Annotated in this window: 20 protein-coding genes and 1 pseudogene; 8 read left to right on the top strand and 13 right to left on the bottom strand. The window is 63.7% G+C overall.

Features of this window, described 5'->3' with window-relative positions; all coding sequences use genetic code 11:
- The first annotated feature begins 5 nt into the window (after positions 1 to 5).
- From DL519_RS16260 to DL519_RS16270, 3 genes are read left to right on the top strand one after another with little or no spacing between them, the layout of a single operon-like run.
- Positions 6 to 1,199, top strand: coding sequence for a class I SAM-dependent methyltransferase (locus DL519_RS16260; RefSeq protein WP_190816010.1), 1,194 nt, complete (start codon positions 6 to 8; stop codon positions 1,197 to 1,199).
- Between the two features lie 44 nt (positions 1,200 to 1,243).
- Complete coding sequence (locus DL519_RS16265; RefSeq protein ID WP_190816012.1) at positions 1,244 to 2,095, top strand: SAM-dependent methyltransferase; 852 nt, start codon at positions 1,244 to 1,246, stop codon at positions 2,093 to 2,095.
- Complete coding sequence (locus tag DL519_RS16270) at positions 2,095 to 3,261, top strand: lipase family protein (protein WP_190816014.1); 1,167 nt, start codon at positions 2,095 to 2,097, stop codon at positions 3,259 to 3,261. Before DL519_RS16265 ends, DL519_RS16270 begins: the two co-directional genes overlap by 1 nt.
- A 95-nt stretch (positions 3,262 to 3,356) precedes the next feature.
- Here DL519_RS16270 and DL519_RS16275 read toward each other — a convergent pair whose 3' ends face one another.
- The 4 genes from DL519_RS16275 to DL519_RS16295 all read right to left on the bottom strand — a co-directional run bounded on the left by DL519_RS16275 (position 3,357) and on the right by DL519_RS16295 (position 7,866).
- Positions 3,357 to 4,367, bottom strand: a complete 1,011-nt coding sequence (locus tag DL519_RS16275) for a Gfo/Idh/MocA family protein (RefSeq protein ID WP_223839094.1) — start codon at positions 4,365 to 4,367, stop codon at positions 3,357 to 3,359.
- Positions 4,364 to 5,824 carry a dTDP-4-dehydro-6-deoxy-alpha-D-glucopyranose 2,3-dehydratase SpnO gene (gene spnO / locus DL519_RS16280; protein WP_190816015.1) on the bottom strand — a complete coding sequence of 487 codons (1,461 nt, stop codon included), beginning with the start codon at positions 5,822 to 5,824 and terminating at the stop codon, positions 4,364 to 4,366. Before spnO ends, DL519_RS16275 begins: the two co-directional genes overlap by 4 nt.
- Positions 5,821 to 6,066, bottom strand: a complete 246-nt coding sequence (locus DL519_RS46555) for a hypothetical protein (RefSeq protein WP_317891367.1) — start codon at positions 6,064 to 6,066, stop codon at positions 5,821 to 5,823. The genes spnO and DL519_RS46555 overlap by 4 nt, the downstream gene beginning before the upstream one ends.
- A gap of 486 nt (positions 6,067 to 6,552) precedes the next feature.
- Complete coding sequence (locus tag DL519_RS16295; protein WP_190816017.1) at positions 6,553 to 7,866, bottom strand: activator-dependent family glycosyltransferase; 1,314 nt, start codon at positions 7,864 to 7,866, stop codon at positions 6,553 to 6,555.
- Positions 7,867 to 8,354: 488 nt separating this feature from the next.
- On the opposite strand from DL519_RS16295, the gene rfbH reads away from it, so the two are divergent.
- The 4 genes from rfbH to DL519_RS16315 all read left to right on the top strand — a co-directional run bounded on the left by rfbH (position 8,355) and on the right by DL519_RS16315 (position 12,225).
- Positions 8,355 to 9,659 carry a lipopolysaccharide biosynthesis protein RfbH gene (rfbH, locus tag DL519_RS16300; protein ID WP_190816019.1) on the top strand — a complete coding sequence of 435 codons (1,305 nt, stop codon included), beginning with the start codon at positions 8,355 to 8,357 and terminating at the stop codon, positions 9,657 to 9,659.
- A 37-nt stretch (positions 9,660 to 9,696) separates the two neighbouring features.
- Positions 9,697 to 10,833 (top strand): DegT/DnrJ/EryC1/StrS aminotransferase family protein, encoded by a 1,137-nt coding sequence (locus DL519_RS16305; protein WP_190816021.1) that lies wholly within the window; start codon positions 9,697 to 9,699, stop codon positions 10,831 to 10,833.
- Positions 10,834 to 10,856: 23 nt separating this feature from the next.
- Positions 10,857 to 11,606 carry a class I SAM-dependent DNA methyltransferase gene (locus DL519_RS16310; RefSeq protein WP_190816022.1) on the top strand — a complete coding sequence of 250 codons (750 nt, stop codon included), beginning with the start codon at positions 10,857 to 10,859 and terminating at the stop codon, positions 11,604 to 11,606.
- A 256-nt stretch (positions 11,607 to 11,862) separates the two neighbouring features.
- The gene (locus tag DL519_RS16315) at positions 11,863 to 12,225 is read left to right on the top strand and encodes a lipase family protein (RefSeq protein ID WP_190816024.1); all 363 of its coding nucleotides are present in this window, start codon (positions 11,863 to 11,865) and stop codon (positions 12,223 to 12,225) included.
- Here DL519_RS16315 and DL519_RS16320 read toward each other — a convergent pair.
- The 3 genes from DL519_RS16320 to DL519_RS16330 all read right to left on the bottom strand — a co-directional run bounded on the left by DL519_RS16320 (position 12,209) and on the right by DL519_RS16330 (position 14,698).
- Complete coding sequence (locus DL519_RS16320) at positions 12,209 to 13,486, bottom strand: glycosyltransferase (protein WP_190816026.1); 1,278 nt, start codon at positions 13,484 to 13,486, stop codon at positions 12,209 to 12,211. The two genes, DL519_RS16315 and DL519_RS16320, sit on opposite strands and share 17 nt — an antisense overlap.
- Before the next feature lie 181 nt (positions 13,487 to 13,667).
- Positions 13,668 to 14,156 (bottom strand): transposase, encoded by a 489-nt coding sequence (locus DL519_RS16325; RefSeq protein ID WP_190816028.1) that lies wholly within the window; start codon positions 14,154 to 14,156, stop codon positions 13,668 to 13,670.
- Positions 14,157 to 14,224: 68 nt separating this feature from the next.
- Positions 14,225 to 14,698, bottom strand: a complete 474-nt coding sequence (locus DL519_RS16330; protein WP_190816030.1) for a DUF6444 domain-containing protein — start codon at positions 14,696 to 14,698, stop codon at positions 14,225 to 14,227.
- Between the two features lie 169 nt (positions 14,699 to 14,867).
- Here DL519_RS16330 and DL519_RS16335 point away from each other — a divergent pair, with 169 nt between their 5' ends.
- The gene (locus DL519_RS16335) at positions 14,868 to 15,614 is read left to right on the top strand and encodes an NAD-dependent epimerase/dehydratase family protein (protein WP_190816032.1); all 747 of its coding nucleotides are present in this window, start codon (positions 14,868 to 14,870) and stop codon (positions 15,612 to 15,614) included.
- A 66-nt stretch (positions 15,615 to 15,680) separates the two neighbouring features.
- Here DL519_RS16335 and DL519_RS50025 read toward each other — a convergent pair whose 3' ends face one another.
- The 6 genes and pseudogenes from DL519_RS50025 to DL519_RS16360 form a co-directional block, all read right to left on the bottom strand.
- Positions 15,681 to 16,040: an NDP-hexose 2,3-dehydratase family protein gene (locus tag DL519_RS50025; protein ID WP_397544951.1), complete on the bottom strand. Its 360-nt coding sequence runs from the start codon at positions 16,038 to 16,040 to the stop codon at positions 15,681 to 15,683.
- Positions 15,950 to 16,264 (bottom strand): NDP-hexose 2,3-dehydratase family protein, encoded by a 315-nt coding sequence (locus tag DL519_RS16340; protein ID WP_317891368.1) that lies wholly within the window; start codon positions 16,262 to 16,264, stop codon positions 15,950 to 15,952. Before DL519_RS16340 ends, DL519_RS50025 begins: the two co-directional genes overlap by 91 nt.
- 95 nt (positions 16,265 to 16,359) lie before the next feature.
- Positions 16,360 to 17,142, bottom strand: coding sequence for an FkbM family methyltransferase (locus tag DL519_RS16345; RefSeq protein ID WP_190816034.1), 783 nt, complete (start codon positions 17,140 to 17,142; stop codon positions 16,360 to 16,362).
- Positions 17,143 to 17,375: 233 nt separating this feature from the next.
- Positions 17,376 to 18,575, bottom strand: coding sequence for a cytochrome P450 (locus DL519_RS16350; protein ID WP_190816035.1), 1,200 nt, complete (start codon positions 18,573 to 18,575; stop codon positions 17,376 to 17,378).
- Positions 18,576 to 18,735: 160 nt separating this feature from the next.
- The gene (locus DL519_RS49420) at positions 18,736 to 18,990 is read right to left on the bottom strand and encodes a thioesterase II family protein (RefSeq protein ID WP_317891369.1); all 255 of its coding nucleotides are present in this window, start codon (positions 18,988 to 18,990) and stop codon (positions 18,736 to 18,738) included.
- 654 nt (positions 18,991 to 19,644) lie between these two features.
- Positions 19,645 to 20,807: pseudogene (locus DL519_RS16360) on the bottom strand (IS256 family transposase).
- Positions 20,808 to 20,914 lie beyond the last annotated feature (107 nt).

The following is a 20,914-nucleotide window of genomic DNA, read 5'->3' on the forward strand; positions in this document are numbered from 1 at the left end:
TCACGATGTCCGCAACGCACGAGATCGAAACCGTGGAACGCATCATCCTCGCCGCCGGATCCAGTGCGGCGAGTCTGGCCGAACTGACCACCGAACTCGGACTGGCCAGGATCGCACCCGTGCTGATCGAGGAGATCCTCTTCCGCGCGGAACCGGCCCCCGACATCGAACCGACCGAGGTCGCGGTCCAGATCACCCACGGGGTCGAGACCGTTGACTTCGTCCTGAAGCTACAGTCCGGTGAGCTCATCAAGGCCGAGCAACGACCGGTCGGAGACGTCCCGCTGCGGATCGGTTACGAGCTCACCGATCTCATCGCCGAGTTGTTCGGCCCAGGAGCTCCGAGGGCCGTCGGTGCCAGGAGCACCAACTTCCTCCGAACCACCACATCCGGTTCGATACCCGGCCCGTCCGAACTGTCCGATGGCTTCCAAGCCATCTCCGCAGTGGTCGCCGGCTGCGGGCACCGACGTCCCGACCTCGACCAGCTCGCCTCCCACTACCGCACGGACAAGTGGGGCGGTCTGCACTGGTTCACCCCGCTGTACGAGCGACATCTCGGCGAGTTTCGTGATCGCCCGGTGCGCATCCTGGAGATCGGTGTCGGTGGCTACAACTTCGACGGTGGCGGCGGCGAGTCCCTGAAAATGTGGAAGCGCTACTTCCACCGCGGCCTCGTGTTCGGGATGGACGTCTTCGACAAGTCCTTCCTCGACCAGCAGCGGCTATACACCGTCCGCGCCGACCAGAGCAAGCCCGAGGAGTTGGCCGCCGTCGACGACGAGTACGGACCGTTCGACATCATCATCGACGACGGCAGCCACATCAACGGACATGTGCGCACGTCCCTGGAAACGCTGTTTCCCCGGTTGCGCAGCGGTGGCGTATACGTGATCGAGGATCTGTGGACGACCTATGCTCCCGGATTCGGCGGGCAGGCGCAGTCCCCGGCCGCGCCCGGCACCACGGTCAGCCTGCTCAAGAACCTGCTGGAAGGCGTTCAACACGAGGAGCAGCCGCATGCGGGCTCGTACGAGCCGAGCTACCTGGAACGCAATGTGGTCGGCCTCCACGTCTACCACAACATCGCGTTCCTGGAGAAAGGCGTCAACGCCGAGGGCGCCGTTCCTGCTTGGGTGCCGAGGAGTCTAGACGACATTTTGCACCTGGCCGACGTGAACAGCGCGGAGGACAAGTGAACAGCAAAGGGTCGAACGCACAGGCCTTTCCAAGCGCGGATCAGGTGGAGTCCATCTTCGACGCGTTGGCGCAAGGGCGTGCCCTGCACCACGGATACTGGGCGGGCGGGTATCGGGAGGATGCCGGGGCCACACCTTGGTCGGACGCTGCCGACCACCTGACCGACCTGTTCATCGACAAGGCCGCGCTCCGCCCCGGAGCGCACCTGTTCGACCTGGGCTGTGGCAATGGGCAGCCCGTAGTCCGCGCGGCACGCACCAAAGGCGTTCGAGTCACCGGAATCACCGTGAACGCCGAACATCTCGCCGCCGCTACCAGGCTCGCCAACGAGACCGGACTGGCCGACAGTCTTCGGTTCGATCTAGTCGACGGCGCCCGGCTGCCCTACCCGGAAGGTTCCTTTCACGCCGCATGGGCGATGCAGTCCGTGGTACAGATCGTCGACCAGGCTGCCGCGATCCGCGAGGTCCACCGAATCCTGGAACCCGGCGGCCAGTTCGTCCTCGGGGACATCATCACTCGTGCTCGACTCCCGGAAGAGTACGCGGCGGTTTGGACCGGCACGACCGCCCATACCTTGAACAGCCTCACCGCGCTGGTAAGCGAAGCCGGGTTCGAGATTCTCGAAGTCACCGACCTCACGGCGCAGACCAGATGCATGGTCTCCTGGTATGTCGACGAGTTGCTCCGGGAACTCGATGAGCTCGCCGGCGTCGAGCCTGCGGCTGTCGGCACCTACCAGCAACGCTACTTGGGAGACATCGCGGCGAAGCACGGACCGGGACCAGCGCAGCTGATCGCCGCGGTCGCGGAATACCGGAAACATCCGGATTACGCCAGAAACGAGGAAAGCATGGGTTTCATGCTCCTGCAGGCGCGAAAGAAGCAGTCCTGATGGCCTCCGAGCACGCCAGCCTGGTCGGCGACGATCTGCGGGCACCCGCGGACGATCCCTTCTACCGACCGCCGACGCCGCTGCCGCCGGGTGCCCCGGGCACGCTCATCAGGGCCCGGCCCGTCACGGCACTGCGCAGCACGGGCGAACCCGTCGCGGCCAAGGTCTGGCAAATCCTCTACCGGTCCAACTCCGCCATTGGCAGGCCGAACGCCGTCTCCGGCACCGTTCTGGTGCCGAACATCCCGTGGCCGGGCGAAGATCGCCCCATCATCACTTTCGCAGTGGGCACCCACGGCCTCGGCAGCCAAGTTGCCCCGTCCTACCTGCTCCGAACCGGAACCGAGCCGGAGACCGAGCTGATCGCCGTGGCGCTCGACCGCGGGTGGGCCGTGGTCATCACCGACTACGAGGGCCTCGGTACTCCGGGAACGCACACCTACACCGTCGGCAGGCCGCAGGGACACGCCATGCTCGATGCCGCCCGCGCTGCGCAGCGGCTACCGGGCTCGGGCCTGGGGACCGACTGCCCGGTCGGCATCTGGGGCTATGCGCAGGGTGGGCAAGCGTCGGCCTTCGCCGGCGAACTGCACCCCACCTACGCCCCTGAATTGCCAATCCGCGCTGCGGCCGCAGGTGCGGTGCCGATCGATCTGCTGGACATCCTCCACCGAAATGACGGGGTGTTCACCGGGCCAGTGCTGGCCGGCCTGGTCGGGCATGCCGCCGCCTACCCCGATCTGCCATTCGACGAGCTGCTCACCGACGCGGGTCGTATCGCCGTTGATCAAGTGCGCGAGCTCGGCGCACCGGAGCTCGTCACCCGCTTCCTCGGCCGCGAGCTGAGCGATTTCCTTGATACTTCCGGCCTTTTCGAGCACCCTCGATGGCGAGCACGACTGGTGGAGAGCGTCGCAGGTAGGAACGGCGGCCCGGTGGTCCCCACGCTCGTCTACCACAGTACGGACGACGAGATCGTTCCGTTCGCATTCGGCGAGCGACTCCGGGACAGCTACCGCGCAGCGGGTACGCCGGTGCGGTGGCATCCGCTCTCCGGATTGGCTCACTTCCCCGCTGCCCTGGCCAGCTCGCGAGTGGTCGTCTCCTGGTTCGACGAGCACTTCTCCGGGCCGTCCGCGATCAGCGGTCCGCGAGATGACGGGTGAGCGGATGGCGGTGAGCCTCTCCAGCGGCTTCACCGCCGGCTTCCGGATGCCCGGTCAGGCTTCGAGGCGAACTACTACCCGCGGATGCCGGACGGCTACGTGGACCCGCACCGGCAGGCCTGACCGATCGCCTCCACCAGCGCGGCCTGCTGGATCATCGATTCGCCCGAATCTCCGGCCACCGCAGGTTCGTCCACGCCTGCCTCTGCTCTGATGTCGCGTGCAAAGGCGGTGACCGCCTTGCGAACCTGATCTTCCGCTGGCAAGGACAACTCGTCGACAACGCCCTTCCGCTCGATTCGGATCACGGCCTGCCACTCGGCGGGCGGAGTGAACGCCCGATCGATGACGATTCGTCCACGACTCCCCCACAGCTCGTACGCGCTGCGGTAGTGGTGCACGAAACCGTATCCGAGGTGGGCAACGGCGCCACCTTCCGATTGGAGCAGCACGCTGCCCGACAAGTCGACGCCCGACTCATGAGCCTCGTGCGAGCTTGCGCCGGCAACCGTGAGCGGACCGAGGAGAAAGAGCCGAGCGGCACGGGCGGGATAGACACCGATGTCCAGCAACGCCCCGCCACCGAGTTCGGTGCGATAGCGGATGTCCGTGTCGGAAAGCGGCGGAATCCCGAACACGGCGGTGAACTCCCGGAGCTCACCGATCTCCTCGGATTGCAGCAGGTCGCGGACCACGTCGTGCCGGCCGTGGTGGAGGAACAGGTAATTCTCCCGCAGCAGCAGGTGCTTCCGCCGGGCCAGCCCGACCAGGCGAGCGGTTTCGGACGCCGTCGTCGTCAGCGGTTTCTCGGCAAGCACGTGTTTGCCTGCCTCAAGCGCCTTGCCGATCCACTCTGCATGCATGCCAGGAGGCAACGGCACGTAGACGGCATCGATGTCCGGCCGCTCCAGGAGCCGCTGGTAACCCAGCACCGCCTCGCATTCGAATCGTGCTGCGAACCGTTCGGCCTTCGCCGGATGACGGCTCGCCACCGCCACCACCTCTGTTTCGGCCACGTCGCACATCGCGGGCAGCATCCGTCGCCAAGCGAAGGAAGCACACCCGAGCACACCGATGCGCACCGGCTTTCGCATCGAGCTGGTCATCGCCCCAACGCCCACAAGCTATGCAGGGAGGCAACCAAGCTGCGCGCCTGGATGTTCAAGGAGTGGGTGCTCCGGAGCAGCTCGCCCAACTGGCCCAAGGTCATCCACCGGAAGTCGCTCGGAGGTCGTGCCGCGAAGTCCTCATGCACCTCGATGATCCGGTACCTGTTCTGCGCCTGGTAGAACCGACCGCCTTCTTCAGACAGGATCGATTCGTACCGCACGGTTTCGGGATCGGCGGTGAGCACGTCGTCCACGAACGGCGGCCAGTCGTTGCGCGGAGTGCTTTGGTAGTTGGCCACACTGCACTGGACCGTGGGAGCGATTTCCGCAGTCGACTTGTAACCAGCCTCTACCCGAGCGCGGACCAAACCGTGCAGCACTCCTCCGATCCGTTTGACCAACAGTGCGATCTCACCTGGTTCTCGCGGTTCGATCATCGGCTGAGTCCAGCTGGAGACCTCACGATTGGTCGCGGACACCGACACTGCGATCACCGAGAAGTACTTGCCGTCCTGGTGGGCGATCTCGGTGTCGGTGCGATACCACTTGTCGACCCTACTGAGCGGAACGCGCGTTGCCCGCAAGCTGTAGCGGGCCTTGGCTTCCTCGAACCAACCGACCGCCTCGGTAATACTCGCCGAATCGATGCCGTGCGAGAGCGACCTGGCCACCGCCTGCCGGAAGGGCTCCGCCGAGGCGGCTAGTCCGGGCCCGGTGGCGGAATCGTGGAACGGGATGCAAGACAGCACCGTCCGGGTGTCCATGTTGACGATGTTGTCCTGACGAAGGAGATCCAGCACCTGGCCGAGGGTCAACCAGCAGAAGTCGGGCAGGACTGGCACTTCCTCGTCGACTTCCACCACCATGTTACGGTTGCGTTTCCGGTAGAACCAGGCCCCCTGTTCAGACTGGAGCACGTCTACCAGCACGCGGCTGCGGCCCCGCCCGAGGAAGTAGTCCACATAGGGTGGAACGCTGCCACGATGTGCCTGCGTGTAGTTGCTCCGAGTTGCCTGGACCGTCGGCGAGAGCTGCAGGACGTTGACGTTGCCGGGTTCCATCTTGGCTGACATGAGGCAGTGCAGCACGCCGTCGATCTCCTTGACGAGAATGCCGAGGATACCTACTTCAGCCTGGTTGATGATCGGTTGATGCCAGCAGGTCGCCGCGCCATAGTTGGTCTCGACCTGCAGGCCTTCTACCGTGAAAAATCTGCCATCAGCATGAACCAGGTTCTCAGTGCTGGCATCGAATTTCCATTTCGACAGGCGGTCGAACGGGATGCGAGTGGTCTCGAAGCTGTTCTCGCCCAACCGGTCGGCCAGCCAGCAGTGGAAACGCGTGGTCGGAAACCTGCCATTGCAAGCGCTCAGCGCAGAGTCGACGAACCGCCGCGTGTTGTTGCTGCTGAGCGGCGCAGCAGCACTTGCCTCAGCTTCGGCAAAACTGCTCATACCCAATCCCTCACTGCCGTGACGATGTGCACGCCGACTCCCAGGGGCATCGCGGTCTGGTCCAGCGACCTGGCGAGGATCACCGAAGCGATCCGCCCGTAATGACCGCGAGCACCTCGTCCTGGCGTTCGGTCATTGAAGAAATGCCCGCCGGAGAAGACACGGACATCGGCCTCAGCCTCGGTGTGCTCTCGCCAGGCTTCCGCCTCCTCCAGGGTGACCTTCGGGTCGGCATCTCCCACCAGCACATCGAACCGCGGCGCGAGCGCTCGGGACAGCGGGAAGTAGAAGCTGGCCGAACCACCTGCGTGCGGAGCACGACCAAACGTGTTCCAGCCCCGGGCGCCGGGTGGAAGCGACGGATCCAAATCTCGCTGTGGGTTGCCAAGTCGGTCACAATTCTCCCTCGGACGACGGCCGAACTGGCGTGAACACCCACCCCGCCCTGGTAGCGCACCGACTTTCAGAGTCATCAATCGGTGTTCTCGACACCAGCGGAGCAGGAAGTGAGTGGCATGGCGATGCAAGCGGTCAGGACAGCCGCTGCGGACGCGGCATGACGTACCTTTCCAACTTGTAGTGCGCTGTTGCTTAGCGGGCGTCACGATCTTCGTCGGAAAGCGGTTGGAGCGCAAACATCTGGGGAGATCAACACTCCATTGGGGGATTCCGGACGAGAATCTGATTTCGGGACTCGTTCGGCGTCCATGTTGCCGGCCATACGTTGCTCACAGATGGCCGTCAGACTTCCCAGCGCGGCGGTTCTTACCTTCGGCAACCAGCTTCTCCAGACGTGCAACGATGTCGTGCGGGCTGGGATTTTCCTCGATTTCACCGCGGATCAGCGCCGCGTTGGCGGCGAACGACGGCTCGTCGAGCAGGCGGGCCAGCTGACGTCGCACGTCGTCTTCGGTAAACGTCGCGCGGTCGAGGACCAGACCGGCTCCCCGGTCGGCGAGGAGCTCTGCCCTACGAGATTCGTCCCAGAAGGTCCCAGGAAGAATCAACTGCGGTACGCCGTTGACCGTGGCGGTTTCCTGCGTCGTCGTTGAGCCATGGTGGATGATCGCTGAACACGACTCCAGCAGTTCGTTGAGCGGTACGTATTCGTGGACCCGGACGTTCGGGGGCAACTCCCCCATCTCCCGTACTTCACCGCCAGACAAGGTGGCGATCACCTCGACGTCGAGCCCGGCCGCGCCGCGCAACAACGTTTCCACCATTGCCTGTTCCTGGGCTTCTCCCTCCCACTGCTCGGCCACCCTGCTCTGCTGCCGCTTGGTCAGCCCGCGGGTGACGCAGACACGCGGCTTGGTCGGTGGTTCGCGCAACCACTCCGGCACCACCGCCGGACCGTTGTACGGCACGAAGCGCATCGAGATGTAGTCCAAGTCCACAGGCAGTCGCATCCAGGATGAAACCGGATCTATGGTCGCTTGGCCCGTCACGATCTCTTCATCGAACGTGGCACCGAACTTGGAGAGCTTCGCTCCGAGCCACGCCCCGAGCGGGTCGACGCGCTGCTCAGGCGGCTTCGATTCCAGGTATTCGAGGAAACCGGACCGCAGCCACCCCGACACATCGAGGGCGACGAGCATCCGTACGTGTCGTACGCCGAGCGCTTGCGCCACAACTGGCCCCGAACACACCATGGCGTCCCACACAACGAGATCCGGCTGCCATTTCTCGGCGAACCCCATGAGATCGTCCAGCGATCGGTCATCCACAAGGTGGAGTTGCTCCACGGCGTCCATGTCTCTGCCAGAGTTGATTGACAGCAGCTCGTCGAAGAGTTCCGGACGCCGGCCCTCGTCGAACGCGACCCCGTTGCCGAGAACGAGTTTGTTCCTGGCCGCCAAGGAGATGAGGTCGAGCTCGTCGCCGACGGGAACCGCGGTGAGTCCCGCTCCGGTGACCATCGACACCATATTCGGGCAGATGGCGACACGGACCTCGTGCCCCGCCGCACGCAACGCCCACGCCAACGGCACCAGGTTGAAGAAGTGCGAACTCGCCGGTAGCGGGGTGAACAGAACACGCATGGACTCTCCGATCGCAATTGAACACCCGGGAAAACATGGCAAGAATCACAGAAACATGTGATATACCCCCGGGAAACGCCGCTCCCCTAAGCTACATCTTCCTCGGTGCATCCAGGCTTAGGCCTTCCAGGTGATGGTAGCGATCTTGACAAGCGCAAGCAGGTCGTTCCCGCTAGCCTGGACTCTGTCGAGTCGGGTGTGCCGGGTAGATCGAGGAGCACTGAGTCAATGAGCGCTTCTCTGTGCTCCGCTGTCCTCATGTCCCGCACCGTGTCGAACCAGGACAGGAAGGAGTCATGCTCCGGGACAGCACCATTGTCCCACTGGGACCCCATAACGCGATTCGCCACGGGAATCGCTCACCTCCTGAAGGTCAAGGCGCGAGGACTGATCGTCGCCTGCATGCAGAGCCGGAAAAAGCCGGAGCGTTGGGGAAAGGGCGCGCCAGAGTGACTTCGTGTGACGACACTTGCGCTACCGCTACTGAGATGACGCCGGATGCCAAGGACCGGATATTGGCATCCGTGCGCGATTACCACCGCGAGCAGAAATCTTCGATCTTCGTAGCTGGATCGACACCGATCCGACCATCGGGCGCCGTGCTCGACGAGGACGACCGGGTGGCGCTGGTGGAAGCCGCGCTGGAGCTTCGGATCGCCGCAGGCGGGAATGCTCGGCGATTCGAGAGCGAGTTCGCCCGCTTCTTCGGCCTCCGCAAGGCTCACCTCACCAACTCCGGTTCGTCGGCAAATCTTCTGGCGTTGAGTTCGCTTACCTCCCCCAACCTCGGCGAGGCACGACTACGGCCCGGCGACGAAGTGATCACTGCGGCGGTCGGGTTCCCCACGACCATCAATCCAGCGGTCCAAAACGGACTCGTCCCGGTATTCGTCGACGTGGAACTGGGCACCTACAACGCAACGCCGGACCGCATCAAGGCCGCCGTCTCGGAACGGACGCGAGCCATCATGCTGGCGCACACCTTGGGCAACCCCTTTGCCGCTGACGAAATCGCAGAGATCGCACGAGAACACGAGCTGTTCCTCATCGAAGACAACTGCGATGCGGTGGGATCCACCTACCGGGGACGGCTGACCGGAACCTTCGGCGACCTGACAACGGTCAGCTTCTATCCTGCCCATCACATCACCAGCGGTGAGGGTGGCTGCGTGTTGACCGGCAGTCTGGAGTTGGCTCGCATCATCGAGTCGCTGCGTGACTGGGGACGGGATTGCTGGTGCGAGCCCGGCGTGGACAACACCTGCCGCAAGAGGTTCGATTACCAGCTCGGTACTCTCCCAGCCGGCTACGACCACAAGTACACGTTCTCCCACGTCGGTTACAACCTCAAGACCACCGACCTGCAGGCCGCGCTTGCGCTGAGCCAGCTGAGCAAGATTTCCGAATTCGGATCGGCACGCCGCCGTAACTGGCGACGGTTGCGCGAAGGTCTGTCCGGGGTGCCGGGCCTGCTGCTGCCGGTGCCCACGCCGCACAGCGACCCGAGCTGGTTCGGGTTTGCGATCACTGTCAGTGCAGACGCCGGGTTCACCCGTGCCGCCCTGGTGAACTTCCTGGAATCCCGCAACATCGGCACCCGACTGCTGTTCGGCGGTAACATCACCCGGCACCCGGCCTTCCAGCATGTGCGGTACCGGATTGCCGACGCGCTCACCAACAGCGACATCGTCACCGACCGAACCTTCTGGGTCGGCGTATACCCAGGCATAACCGACCAAATGATCGACTACGTCGCCGAATCGATCGCTGAATTCGTGGCCAAGAATTCCTAGCATCCAGCATGGCTGCATCTCGGAGGATTTCAGCAACGTGATCAACCTGCACCAGCCGACCCTCGGCGCCGAAGAACTCGACGCGATCGCGGAGGTGTTCGCCAGCAACTGGATCGGGCTCGGGCCGCGCACCCGGACGTTCGAGGCCGACTTCGCCCACCACCTGGGCGTGGATCCCGACCAGATCGTGTTCGTCAACTCGGGGACTGCCGCGCTGTTCCTTACCGTGCAGGTGCTCGACCTCGGCCCAGGCGACGACGTGGTACTTCCTTCGATAAGCTTCGTAGCGGCGGCCAACGCCATCGCATCCTCCGGTGCCCGCCCGGTGTTCTGCGACGTCGACCCCCGGACGTTGAACCCCACTCTGGATGATGTGGCGAAGGCCATAACGCCAACGACCAAGGCCGTGTTGTTGCTCCACTATGGAGGTTCGCCGGGCGAAGTCACCGAGATCGCCGGTTTCTGCCGTGAAAAGGGCCTCGTGCTCATCGAGGACACCGCCTGCGCGGTGGCATCGTCCGTGCACGGCACCGCCTGCGGAACCTTTGGTGACCTGGCCACTTGGAGTTTCGATGCGATGAAGATCCTGGTCACCGGGGATGGGGGCATGTTCTACGCGGCGGACCGCGAGCTGGCGCACCGTGCAAGACGACTCGCCTACCACGGTCTTGAGCAGATGAGCGGATTCGATTCGGCCAAGTCTTCCAACCGCTGGTGGGATATTTGCGTCGAAGACATCGGCCACCGGCTGATCGGGAACGACATGACGGCAGCGCTTGGCAGCGTGCAGCTGCGCAAACTGCCAGATTTCGTCAGCAGGCGCCGGGAAATCGCTACGCAGTACGACCGGTTGCTTTCCGATGTGCCGGGTGTCCACCTGCCGCCGACGCTACCGGATGGGCACGTCTCGTCACACTACTTCTACTGGGTCCAGCTCGCTCCGGAGATCCGCGACCGGGTAGCGCAACAAATGCTGGAACGCGGCATCTACACGAGCTTCCGCTACCCGCCCCTGCACAAGGTCCCCATCTACCGCGCCGACTGCAAGCTGCCTTCTGCGGAGCACGCCTGCCGCAGAACACTCCTGCTACCACTGCACCCGAGCCTTGACGACGCCGAGGTGCGCACGGTGGCTGACGAGTTCCGCAAGGCCGTCGAGCAACACATCAGCTGAAGATCACCACGTCGAAAGTGAGGATGTCGCGCGTGAGCGGCACATTCGAAGAACTCTCCTCGGTATACAGCCCAGACCATGCCGACATCTACGACGCGATCCACTCCGCGCGTGGCCGGGACTGGGCAACCGAGGCCGAGGAAATAATCCAGCTCATACGCACCAGGCTGCCCGAAGCACAGTCCCTACTCGACATCGCCTGTGGGACCGGGGCGCACCTAGAGCGGTTCCGTACCGAATACGCGAAGGTCGCGGGGCTTGAACTGTCCGATGCGATGCGGGAGATCGCGATCAGACGAGTCCCTGAGGTACCGATTCACACTGGTGACATCCGCGATTTCGACCTCGGCGAGCCATTCGACGTCGTCACCTGCCTGTGCTTTACCGCAGCTTACATGCGGACCGTTGACGAACTGCGACGCGTGACGCGGAACATGGCCCGGCACCTGGCCCCTGGCGGAGTCGCGGTCATCGAACCCTGGTGGTTTCCCGACAAGTTCATCGACGGGTTCGTCACCGGAGCCGTCGCTCACCACGGCGAGCGGGTGATCAGCCGGCTATCGCACTCGGTCCTGGAGGGCCGTACGAGCCGAATGACCGTTCGCTACACAGTCGCCGAACCCGCCGGGATCCGGGATTTCACAGAGTTCGAAATCCTCTCGCTGTTCACCGAGGACGAGTACACCGCCGCGCTCGAGGACGCAGGAATCCGCGCGGAATACCTTCCTGGAGGGCCGAACGGCCGAGGCCTGTTCGTCGGAACCCGCAACTGAGCCCGGAACAAAGACGCAAGGCCCTGGCTGGGCAGGCCCCAGAACTCACTCGAGCGGTGAGCCGACGTGACCCCGGGATCACTTCGATCGTCCCCGATGCCGGCAAGTTACTGACCGCCGTGATCTAATTACCAACACCGTCGGACGAGTTCTGGTACCTGTTTCGGCTGGTGCAGCGAACCGGGAACGGGGGCGTGTTCGCCAGGGGCATCAGTGCGATTCATAGATCGAGGAGGGCCGCACCGCCGTCGATCAAGTGCGCAACCTCGGTCCACCGGGACTCGTCACGCACTTCCTCGACAGAGAGCTGAGCGAGTTTCCCACCGTTGCGGACCTCTTCGAGCAACCTCGATGGCGGGCACGACTCGAGGAAAGTTCCGCCGGCAGGAGTGGCCCGGTAGCCCCAACGCTCGTCTACCACAGCACGGACGACGAGATCGTTCCGTTCGCTTTTCGAGAACGGCTCCGGGACAGCTACCGCGCGGCGGGAACCCCGGTGCGGTGGCATCCACTGTCCGGGCTGGCACACTTCCCCGCCGCCCTGGCCGGCTCGCAAGTCGTCATCGCCTGGTTCGACGAGCACTTCTCCGAGCCGCCCGCGATCAGCGGGAGGCGATGACAGGTCGACGAGTGGTGGCGAGCCTTTCCAACAACTTCACGGCCGTGCCGCATGCGTCGTACTCCGCATACTCAACCGCCAGCCGCTGCGCGGCCTGCCGATACCGAGGATCTGTCGACATCACCTTCACCGCCCCAGCAACCTGCTGCGGCGACGGCCTCCGAGTCCGCAAATCAACCCCCGCGCCACTCCACGCAACCCGAGCACACACATCCGTTTTGTCCTCACTACGGCCGGCAACGACCAACGGCAGACCGTGCGACAACGCCTGCTGAACGGTCCCGAACCCACCGTTGGTCACCACCGCCGCCAACTTCGGCATCAACTCTCGGTAAGGCAAGAAAGACGCCACCCGCGCATTGTCCGGAACATAACCCAGATCAACGCCTTCGCGACCGGTCGTCGCCACCACCAGAACTTGATCGCCGGCCAGACCTCGCAGCGCTGGACGGATCAGATCATCCGCATCCACAGCCATCGTTCCCTGTGTCACCAACACCACCGGACGATCGCCGTCCAACTCCCCCCACCAGGACGGCAATCCCACCCCCATCGGCGAATCAGGTTCCAACCGTCCAATGAAGTGCATCTGCTGTGGCAGGGCTCGCGGATACTCCAAGGATCGCGTTCCAGCCTGCATGAACAGATACGGGGATTCGCTGACCTCTCGGCTGACCGGAACCCCGATGGAATTCCAGAACGCGTTGATCTTCTTCATCCCCGGATCGTGCACGAGCGCATTTATCAACCGGTTCCCGATTCTGTTCCGCAGCCGGTGGAAGGGGCTGGTGCCGAACTTCCATCCAGTACCGATGGGCGGCACCGCTGGATCGGGCAGCAGAATCGGCATCTGCGAGATCGTGGCCCACAGAACGCCGGTAACAGCGTGGACCAGTTTAGCTGGTCCCCATGACGCATCGGCAAGCAGCACATCAGCCCGGGTTCGGTCCACTACTGCCACGAGATCGCGATACTGGCCTTCGTACGCCGGAACCCAGTGGTTGTCCATCAACCAGCGTGCCCGGCGACGCGCGGACATCTGGATGCTTTCCGGAAACTTCTGCTCCAGCTCGCGGCCGTCGATGAAGCGCCCCTCGACCGGCGCGGCGAAATCCGCTCCGGAGCGTTCAACCGCAGCACGGTAGTTCTCGCCCGTGTACCACGTGACCTGATGGTCGCGCTCCACCAAGGCTCGGGAAACAGGAACCAGCGGGCCGATATGGGCGTGATCCGCATAAGTAGCAAACACGAAGTGCGCCATGATCCAGTCCCAACTCCCCAACCACCGAGGCCCGCAATACACGCCACCGTAACAGAATTGCACGACCGCCGGGTGCCGAGCGACTCGGGGGTAAAGATTCAGTTGGATTGCCGTGAGTGGTCTGCGTGATGGCATGGCGTGATCGCCCGATGGGTTCGGTGCCGGTCGGGGTTGGCGCGGGTCAGGCTGGGGTGGGGTCCGGTGGCATCCAGGGGTGTCCGCGAATGGCCTCGCGGAGGGCTTCGATCATGTTGCGGCCGTGCTTGCCGGCGGTGGAGAGGGATCCGCGGATTCGGTAGCGGTCTTTGGTGCGTTTCTCGATGGTCAGCCGCCCGGAGATGTTCTGTTGCACCTTGGCGGGCCGTAGGTCGCGTTCGGCTTGGTTGGGTGTGCGCGGCCCCACTCGCAGCGGGGTTTCGTCGCAGCAGACAGCGTAGGCCAGGGTGTGGATCCGCTTGTCGACCTCGGTCAACACGCCCGCGGCGCGGGTAAGCACGCCGTGCACGAAACCCACGCTGGGCACGGCGCCGGTCAGCGATGCCAACAGCTCGACGCAGCGGTGTACGGGAATGAAGTGCACGACCATGAGGTACACAGCGAAAGCCTGCAGGTTCGGGCCGTAGCCCACCGCGCCGGGACGGGCGCCTTCCGGGCGGGCAGCGGTGTGCACCCTGCCGCAGCCGCAGCGCACCGCGTGCTAGTCGTACTGGGTGACCTTTCACCGACACCGGGGAGATCTCATGCTGCTGGTAGCGATCCACCACCCCCAGATCCCGTGCCCCGGGCCAGGTCACTGCCGCACTCGCATACGCCCCCGGGAAACCGATCCTTGTGATCTCCCGGGAGATCGGTCCAGGCCAGATTCGCCCCCGGCGCCCCGGGCTGCTTGCCCTTCCGCTTCACCGCGCCGCCGCGTTTCGCCTTCGCCGGAGGCGGTGTCCTGCCCGGGCCGTCGTCTTTGGACGGAGCAGATGACGAATTCTTGCTGTTACGAGACAGCGCATGCTCCAGCTTCGCCAGTCTCTCGCCCAGTGCCTCGTTGACCTCCGCCAACTCGGCCATCTGCGCGGCCATCGCTGTGATCTGCCGGTCTCGCACCGCAATCTGCTCGCCCAGCACCGCGATCCGCGCGCCCTGCTCACCCACGAGCTCGATCAACTCGGCGACACCGACACAGAAACCACACCAGCTCCAGCAGACGCAGAGTGCCACGCCAGCACCCCTGTCACTACACACAGTGCACCGGCTGAATGTTTACACTCGGGGAGTTAGGACCGCGGGCGAATTCGCACATAGCCCAGCACCGATGTCAGTCGATCAAGTTATGTTCCGGGCCGCCTCCGCTCTGCCCGAACCCGGTCCAGTACCGTAACAACACATCATGGAGATAATCGGCAGAGGATTCATCGCCCGCAACTTGCTGCGGATCTCCGGGCGGCACGCAGACGCGGTCGCATTGGCGGCTGGCGTGTCGAACACCAGCTGCCGCTCCGAGGACGAGTATCAGCGGGAAGCCGCCCTCGTGTACCGGACCATCGAACGCTGCCACGCTATCGGCCGCAAACTACTGTTCTTCTCCACCGCGTCAGCATCGATGTACGGAGCGCTCACCTCACCAGGGTTTGAGGACGGTCCGGTGTACCCGCCGACCACCTATGGCCGTCACAAGCTGGCCATGGAAGCGGTGATCAAGGCATCCGGAGTGGACTTTCTCATCCTGCGGCTGGCCTACGTCATTGGAGCCCACCAGCGCGGACACCAACTGCTCCCGTCCTTGGTGACCCAGCTCAGGTCCGGCTCGGTCACGGTGCACCGAGGCGCGCATCGCGATGTAATCGCGGCGGACGACGTGGTGACCATCGTCGACGACCTGCTCACCAAGGCGGTCGCGGGGACGGTGGTCAACATCGGCTCGGGGTTCCCCGTCCCGGCCGAGAAGATCGTGGCACATTTGGAGTATCGGCTGGGAACGGCAGCTGCACGGCAGTGGATCGACCATCCTACCGAATACCAGATCTCGTTGACCCGGCTGAACACGCTGGTCCCACGAATCGCCGAGTTGGGCTTCGGGCCGGACTATTACCGGCAGGTGCTGGACCACTACTTGGACCTGTACCCACAGGCCTGATCGATCGTCGTGACGAGCACGGCCTGCCGGATCACCGACTCATCCGAATCTCCAGCCACCGCAGGGTCATCCACGCCTGTCCCGGCTCTGATGTCGCGGGCGGAAGCGGTGACCGCGTTGCGGTCCTGATCTTCCGCCGGCAGGGACAACTCGTCGACGACGCCCTTGCGCTAGATCCGGATCACGGGTTGCCACGTGGCGGGCGGATTGAATGCCCGATCGATGACAATGCCCACCGCCGTATTGGCCACCGCGCACATCGCGGGCAGCATCCGCCGCCAGGCGAAGGAAGCCCACCCGAGAACGCCGATGCACCGGCTTTCGCACCGAACTGATCATCTCCCCGTCGTTGACGTTGCCCGGTTGCATCTTGGCTGACATGAGGCAGTGCAGCACCCCGTCGATCTCCTTGACGAGAATGCCCACTTCGACCTGATTGTGATCGGTTGATGCCAGCAGGTCGCCGCGCCGTAGTCGGTCTCGACCTGAAGACCTTCGACCGTGAAGAATCGACCTTCGGCGTGAACCAGGTTCTCGGTGGCCGCTTCGGATTTCCAGTTCACTAGGGCGCTGAACGGGATGCGCGTGGTCTCGAAGCTGTTCTCGCCCAGGCGATCGGTCAGCCAGCAGTTGAACTCAGCATTCGGCATCAGCCGATTGCAGGTACTCAGCGCTGAGTTGATGAACCGCTTTCCGCCGAGCAGCGCATCGGTACTCGCCCCAGCTTCAACAGAGCTGCCCCTGTCTAGTCCCTCACTGCCACAACGATGTGCACGCTGGCTCCCAGGAATATTGGGGACTGCGAGACTTCCACCTGGTAATCAAGCTTGCGGAGCCGATCGAGCACCTGGCGCAGCCGACCGCAGATGTCGTGCACTTCCACGACTATCCGACGAATACGGGGCCACATCTCGTCATCGATCCCGTTCAGCACGTCGAGCTCCCCGCGTTCGACATCGATCTTGAGCAGATCGAGCACATCAAGCCGGTGCTGCCTTGCGATCTCTGTCAACGTGGTCACCCGCACGTCGAGTTCTTCCTTGGTGCGGACCAGCCCCTGCATCGATTCCCCCGCCAGCTCGGGGCTGCCGACGTTCGACATCACCGTGTCGATGTTGCGCCGCTCATCCGCCGCATCGAGGTGCAGCGTCGACAAAGATGGCCCTGCGGGGTAATAGACGAAGCGGGACGTTCCGGGCTCCGCACCCACCGCCAGGTCGAACGTCACACCTCGCGGTACGTGGCGGGCGAAGTTTTCCCGCAGGCAGGCGAAGGTCGTTGGTGCCGGTTCGTAAGCGAGTATTCGTGCTGCTGGAATTCGATCGGCGAAGTACATCGACGCAAGGCCGACATGCGCGCCGACATCCACGATCACCGAATCAGCACCCAAGCCGCGCAGACCGCGGGCGTAAGCCGAATCGTTCGCGATGTCCTGCCAAATGGCAAGTACTTCAAGCGTGTTGGCGCATGCGACTAGACGCCCATCAGGAAGGGCCTGCGTCGCCCTGTCGTCAACCGTGTCGAACATCGGTAACGCCCCGTCCTCAGCGATTCGGAACTCAACGGAGTTCCCTTCCCAGAACAATTCCCGAGCTATATTCCCGATATCTCACGCGGCCGGCAATCCGAAGATCACCCAATCACCCTTCGCAACAATCGAAGGGGTGAGACGGAAGTTTCCGACGGATGACCCGTGGTGTAGCAGCACCCCGCGTGCTGCAGTCCACTCGACGCAGTCGTCCCCGACGGGATGATCCGCCATCACCACGTGATCGGGAGGGCCTCCGGCCCGCGGGTCATTCGGCCTCGTTTCCAGACGACCTCATCCACCGGAACCGCGAAGGACAGCTGCGGAAACCGTTTGATCAGCGTGCCGATCGCTACCTGCAGCTCCATCCTCGCCAATTGGGCGCCGATGCAGTAGTGCGGGCCGTGCCCCAGCGCCATGTGCGAGTTGTGCTCCCGAGCCAGGTCGAGTTCGTCCGGCCCGTCGAAGACGGCACTGTCACGATTCGCCGAGGCTATCTCGAAGAACACTGCGTCACCCCGGCGAATCGACACTCCGCCCAGTTCGAGATCCTCAGTCGCGATGCGCGGGAACCCAGGTGTGGCACCGAGCGGCGTGTAGCGCAGCAACTCCTCCACCGCGCGCGGCACCAGCTCTGGATCGGCGATCAGCTTGTCAAGCTGGTCCGGATGGGTGAGCAGGTTGAAGGTGAAGTTTGCGATGTGGTTAGCGGTGGTCTCGAACCCGGCGATCAGCAGACCCGCGCCGGTGACGACAATCTCCTCCTCGCTCAGCTGGGCTCCTTCCGCTCTGGCCTGGACCAGCACGCTCAGCAGGTCCTCAGTCGGCATCTTCTTGCGCTGCTGGACCAGTTCTCCGATATACGCGCGAATTTGATCGCGGCTTTCCCGAATCTCCTCAGGACTGTTCGATGTGATCGCCAACGCAATGTCCGACCAGACCCGGAAGCGCTCGCGGTCGGCCACCGGAATGCCCAGCAAGTCGCAGATCACCTTGATGGGCAGCGGCAGGGCCAGGGCTGACACCAGGTCGCCAGGCGGCCCGTCCGCGGCCATCCGATCAAGTAGGTGGTCAACGAGCTGCTGGGTGCGGGGGCGAAGCTGTTCGACTCGACGTGCGGTGAACGCCTTACCGACCAGTTTGCGCAGCCGCGTATGCTCCGGCGGGTCCATCGTTCCAAGCGAATGTTCTCGCAAGATCAGCGGGAACCCCCGCGGTACATCCCTGTTCAGGATCGCCGCAGCGCTGAATCGCGGATCGCCGAGCACTGTCTTGATGTCCGCATACCTGGTGACGAGCCAACCGTCACCACCGTATGGAAGCCGGATCTTGCTCACCGGTTCGCCCTCACGCAAAACGGCGTAGCGATCATCCAGCAACAGCCGGTCGATCTCGCCGAAGGGATAGGCCATTGGCTCATCACCATTGGTCATCAACGGTCCCCTCTCTCAGACCTGGCCCCGTTCCGGGGACGCGCTTCGCGGAGCCAGCGGTGGACTCCACCTCGATTGCGCTACTTCCTCTTGCTAGTCAGCAGTTTCCCGATCACGAGGATCCAACGACTCGCTCCGCGGAACTGGCTCCCAGTGACGATCACGGAAGCAATCCACTGGTGATGACCGCGAGCACCTCATACCGGGGTTCGGCGAGGTAGAAATGCCCACCCGGGAACACGTGGAGGTCCATCTCAGCTTCGGTGTGCTCGCGCCAGGATTCCGCGTCATCCGGAGTGACCTTCGGGTCGGCATCCCCCACGAGCACGGTGATCGAACAACTCACCTTCGATCCCAGCGGACAACGGTAGGTTTCAACCGCTCGGTAATCATTGCGGACGGCCGTCAGGACCATGCGCAGAAGGTCCTCGTCACCGAGCACCCAGGAGGTGGTCCCGCACAGCTGAGCGCTCGGGATAGTGGGAAGTAGAAGCTAGCCGAGCCGCCCGCGTACGGCAGCACGACCAAAGAGACCCTGGCCCGGGGTGCGGGATGGAAACGTTGGATCCACAGATCGTCGCCGGTTGCTAGGTCGGTCACACGATTCTCCCTAGGACGGCAGCGGAACTAGCGTCGATCGCTGAGCCAGCTGCCGGTAGCGAACCAACTTTCGGAGCCATCCATCACCATTCGCTGATGTCACGATCTTCTTGGGAGGCCGGTCGGCGCGCAAACCTGCTGCGAGATCAGCACTCCATCGGGCGACTTCCGATGGGAAAATCCAATCTCGGAACTCAACCGTTGACTGCCGTGATTCAAGCTGGGCCTCTTGCTGGAAGTAACTGTTGCAGGAAATACGGAAGCATAGAGCATCCGGAGCATCCGGAGCATCCGGAGCATCCGGAGCATCCGGAGCATCCGGAGCATCCGGAGCATCCGGAGCATCCGGCCAGATCTCGAATTGCTCGCGGTCGACCTCCGGAACTCCCGACAGCAGCGAGTTGATCACCTTTATGGGCAAATGTAGGGCCAGATCAAGGAATTGTCAACACCTGTGGATCAAGATTGTTCAGGCGACGGTGGGTGGGGCGTGGTCGTCGGGGCGTTCGACGAGTTTGCCGCCCTCGAAGCGTGCTCTGGCGCGCACCAGCGCGACGAGTTCGGGTGCGTTGACCGCGGGCCAGCGAGCCTGGGCTGACTCGATCAGCTTGAACGCCACGGCCAGCAACTCGTCGACATCGTCGGTGATCTTGGCGACTGCCTTGGGGAACTTCGCCCCGTAGGCGGCCTCAAACGCCCTCACCGTGTCCAACACGTGCCGGCTGTCCTCGGCATTCCAGATCTCGGCCAGGGCCTTCTTCGCGCCGGGATGCGCCGATTTCGGCAGCGCGGCGAGCACATTGCCGATCTTGTGGAACCAGTGGCGCTGCTCGCGCGTATCAGGGAAAGCCTCGCGGAGCGCGCCCCAGAACCCCAGTGCACCGTCGCCGATGGCCAGTACCGGGGCACGCATACCGCGGCGCTTGCAGTCACGCAGTAGGTCAGCCCAGCCCAGGACTCGGTGGATTCCCGATAGCCGTCGGCCAGCGCGACGAGCTCCTTGCGGCCGTCGGCACGGACTCCGATCACGACCAGCAGAGATAGTTTGTGTTCTTCCAGGCGGATGTTGACGTGAATGCCGTCTGCCCGCAGATACACAAAGTCTACTTCGGACAAACCACGTTCGTTGAAAGCACGGTGTTCGGTCCTCCACTGCTCGGTCAGTTTCGTGATCAACGTAGCGGATAACCCCTTGCTGCTGCCAAGGAATTGGCCCAGCGCGGGCACGAAGTCTCCGCTGGAGAGCCCGTGTAGGTACAGCAGCGGCAGCATTTCGGTGATCTTCGGGGTCTTGCGCGCCCACGGCGGCAGGATCGCCGAGGAAAACCGCCGACGCGCGCCAGTGTCCGGGTCGGTGCGCTTGTCGTTGACTCGTGGCGCAGTGACCTCCACCGCGCCAGCGCTGGTCAACACCTCACGAGGCTGGTCATGGCCGTTGCGGACCACCAGGCGATGGCCGCACTCATCGCGCTGATCAGCGAACTACGCGATGTAGGCATCCACCTCCGCCTGCAACGCCTCGGCCAGCATCCGGCGGGCACCCTCACGGACAATCTCATCGATCAACGACGCCAAAGCTGCGGCAGGACGGCCGTCGTCACGGGAATCAGGGTCGGGGACTACGCTGAGCATCGGGTCGTACCTTCCCGACCGACGCGGCAACGTCGGCCATGCTTGGAACCTTGCATCCGATCACTGGGAAGGTACGCCCCTCCTCAGCCGATCCAAGGTTCCGAGCA

Source organism: Saccharopolyspora pogona (assembly GCF_014697215.1).
Lineage (GTDB): Bacteria > Actinomycetota > Actinomycetes > Mycobacteriales > Pseudonocardiaceae > Saccharopolyspora > Saccharopolyspora hattusasensis.

Coding starts and splice junctions, on each gene's coding strand:
- DL519_RS16275 (WP_223839094.1), bottom strand. CDS start 4,367: ATGACCAGCTCGATGCGAAAGCCGGTGCGCATCGGTGTGCTCGGGTGT.
- DL519_RS16345 (WP_190816034.1), bottom strand. CDS start 17,142: ATGTTCGACACGGTTGACGACAGGGCGACGCAGGCCCTTCCTGATGGG.
- spnO (WP_190816015.1), bottom strand. CDS start 5,824: ATGAGCAGTTTTGCCGAAGCTGAGGCAAGTGCTGCTGCGCCGCTCAGC.
- DL519_RS16310 (WP_190816022.1), top strand. CDS start 10,857: ATGTCGCGCGTGAGCGGCACATTCGAAGAACTCTCCTCGGTATACAGC.
- DL519_RS49420 (WP_317891369.1), bottom strand. CDS start 18,990: ATGGTCCTGACGGCCGTCCGCAATGATTACCGAGCGGTTGAAACCTAC.
- rfbH (WP_190816019.1), top strand. CDS start 8,355: ATGACGCCGGATGCCAAGGACCGGATATTGGCATCCGTGCGCGATTAC.
- DL519_RS16270 (WP_190816014.1), top strand. CDS start 2,095: ATGGCCTCCGAGCACGCCAGCCTGGTCGGCGACGATCTGCGGGCACCC.
- DL519_RS16320 (WP_190816026.1), bottom strand. CDS start 13,486: ATGGCGCACTTCGTGTTTGCTACTTATGCGGATCACGCCCATATCGGC.
- DL519_RS16295 (WP_190816017.1), bottom strand. CDS start 7,866: ATGCGTGTTCTGTTCACCCCGCTACCGGCGAGTTCGCACTTCTTCAAC.
- DL519_RS16260 (WP_190816010.1), top strand. CDS start 6: ATGTCCGCAACGCACGAGATCGAAACCGTGGAACGCATCATCCTCGCC.
- DL519_RS16335 (WP_190816032.1), top strand. CDS start 14,868: ATGGAGATAATCGGCAGAGGATTCATCGCCCGCAACTTGCTGCGGATC.
- DL519_RS16340 (WP_317891368.1), bottom strand. CDS start 16,264: ATGCCGAATGCTGAGTTCAACTGCTGGCTGACCGATCGCCTGGGCGAG.
- DL519_RS16350 (WP_190816035.1), bottom strand. CDS start 18,575: ATGACCAATGGTGATGAGCCAATGGCCTATCCCTTCGGCGAGATCGAC.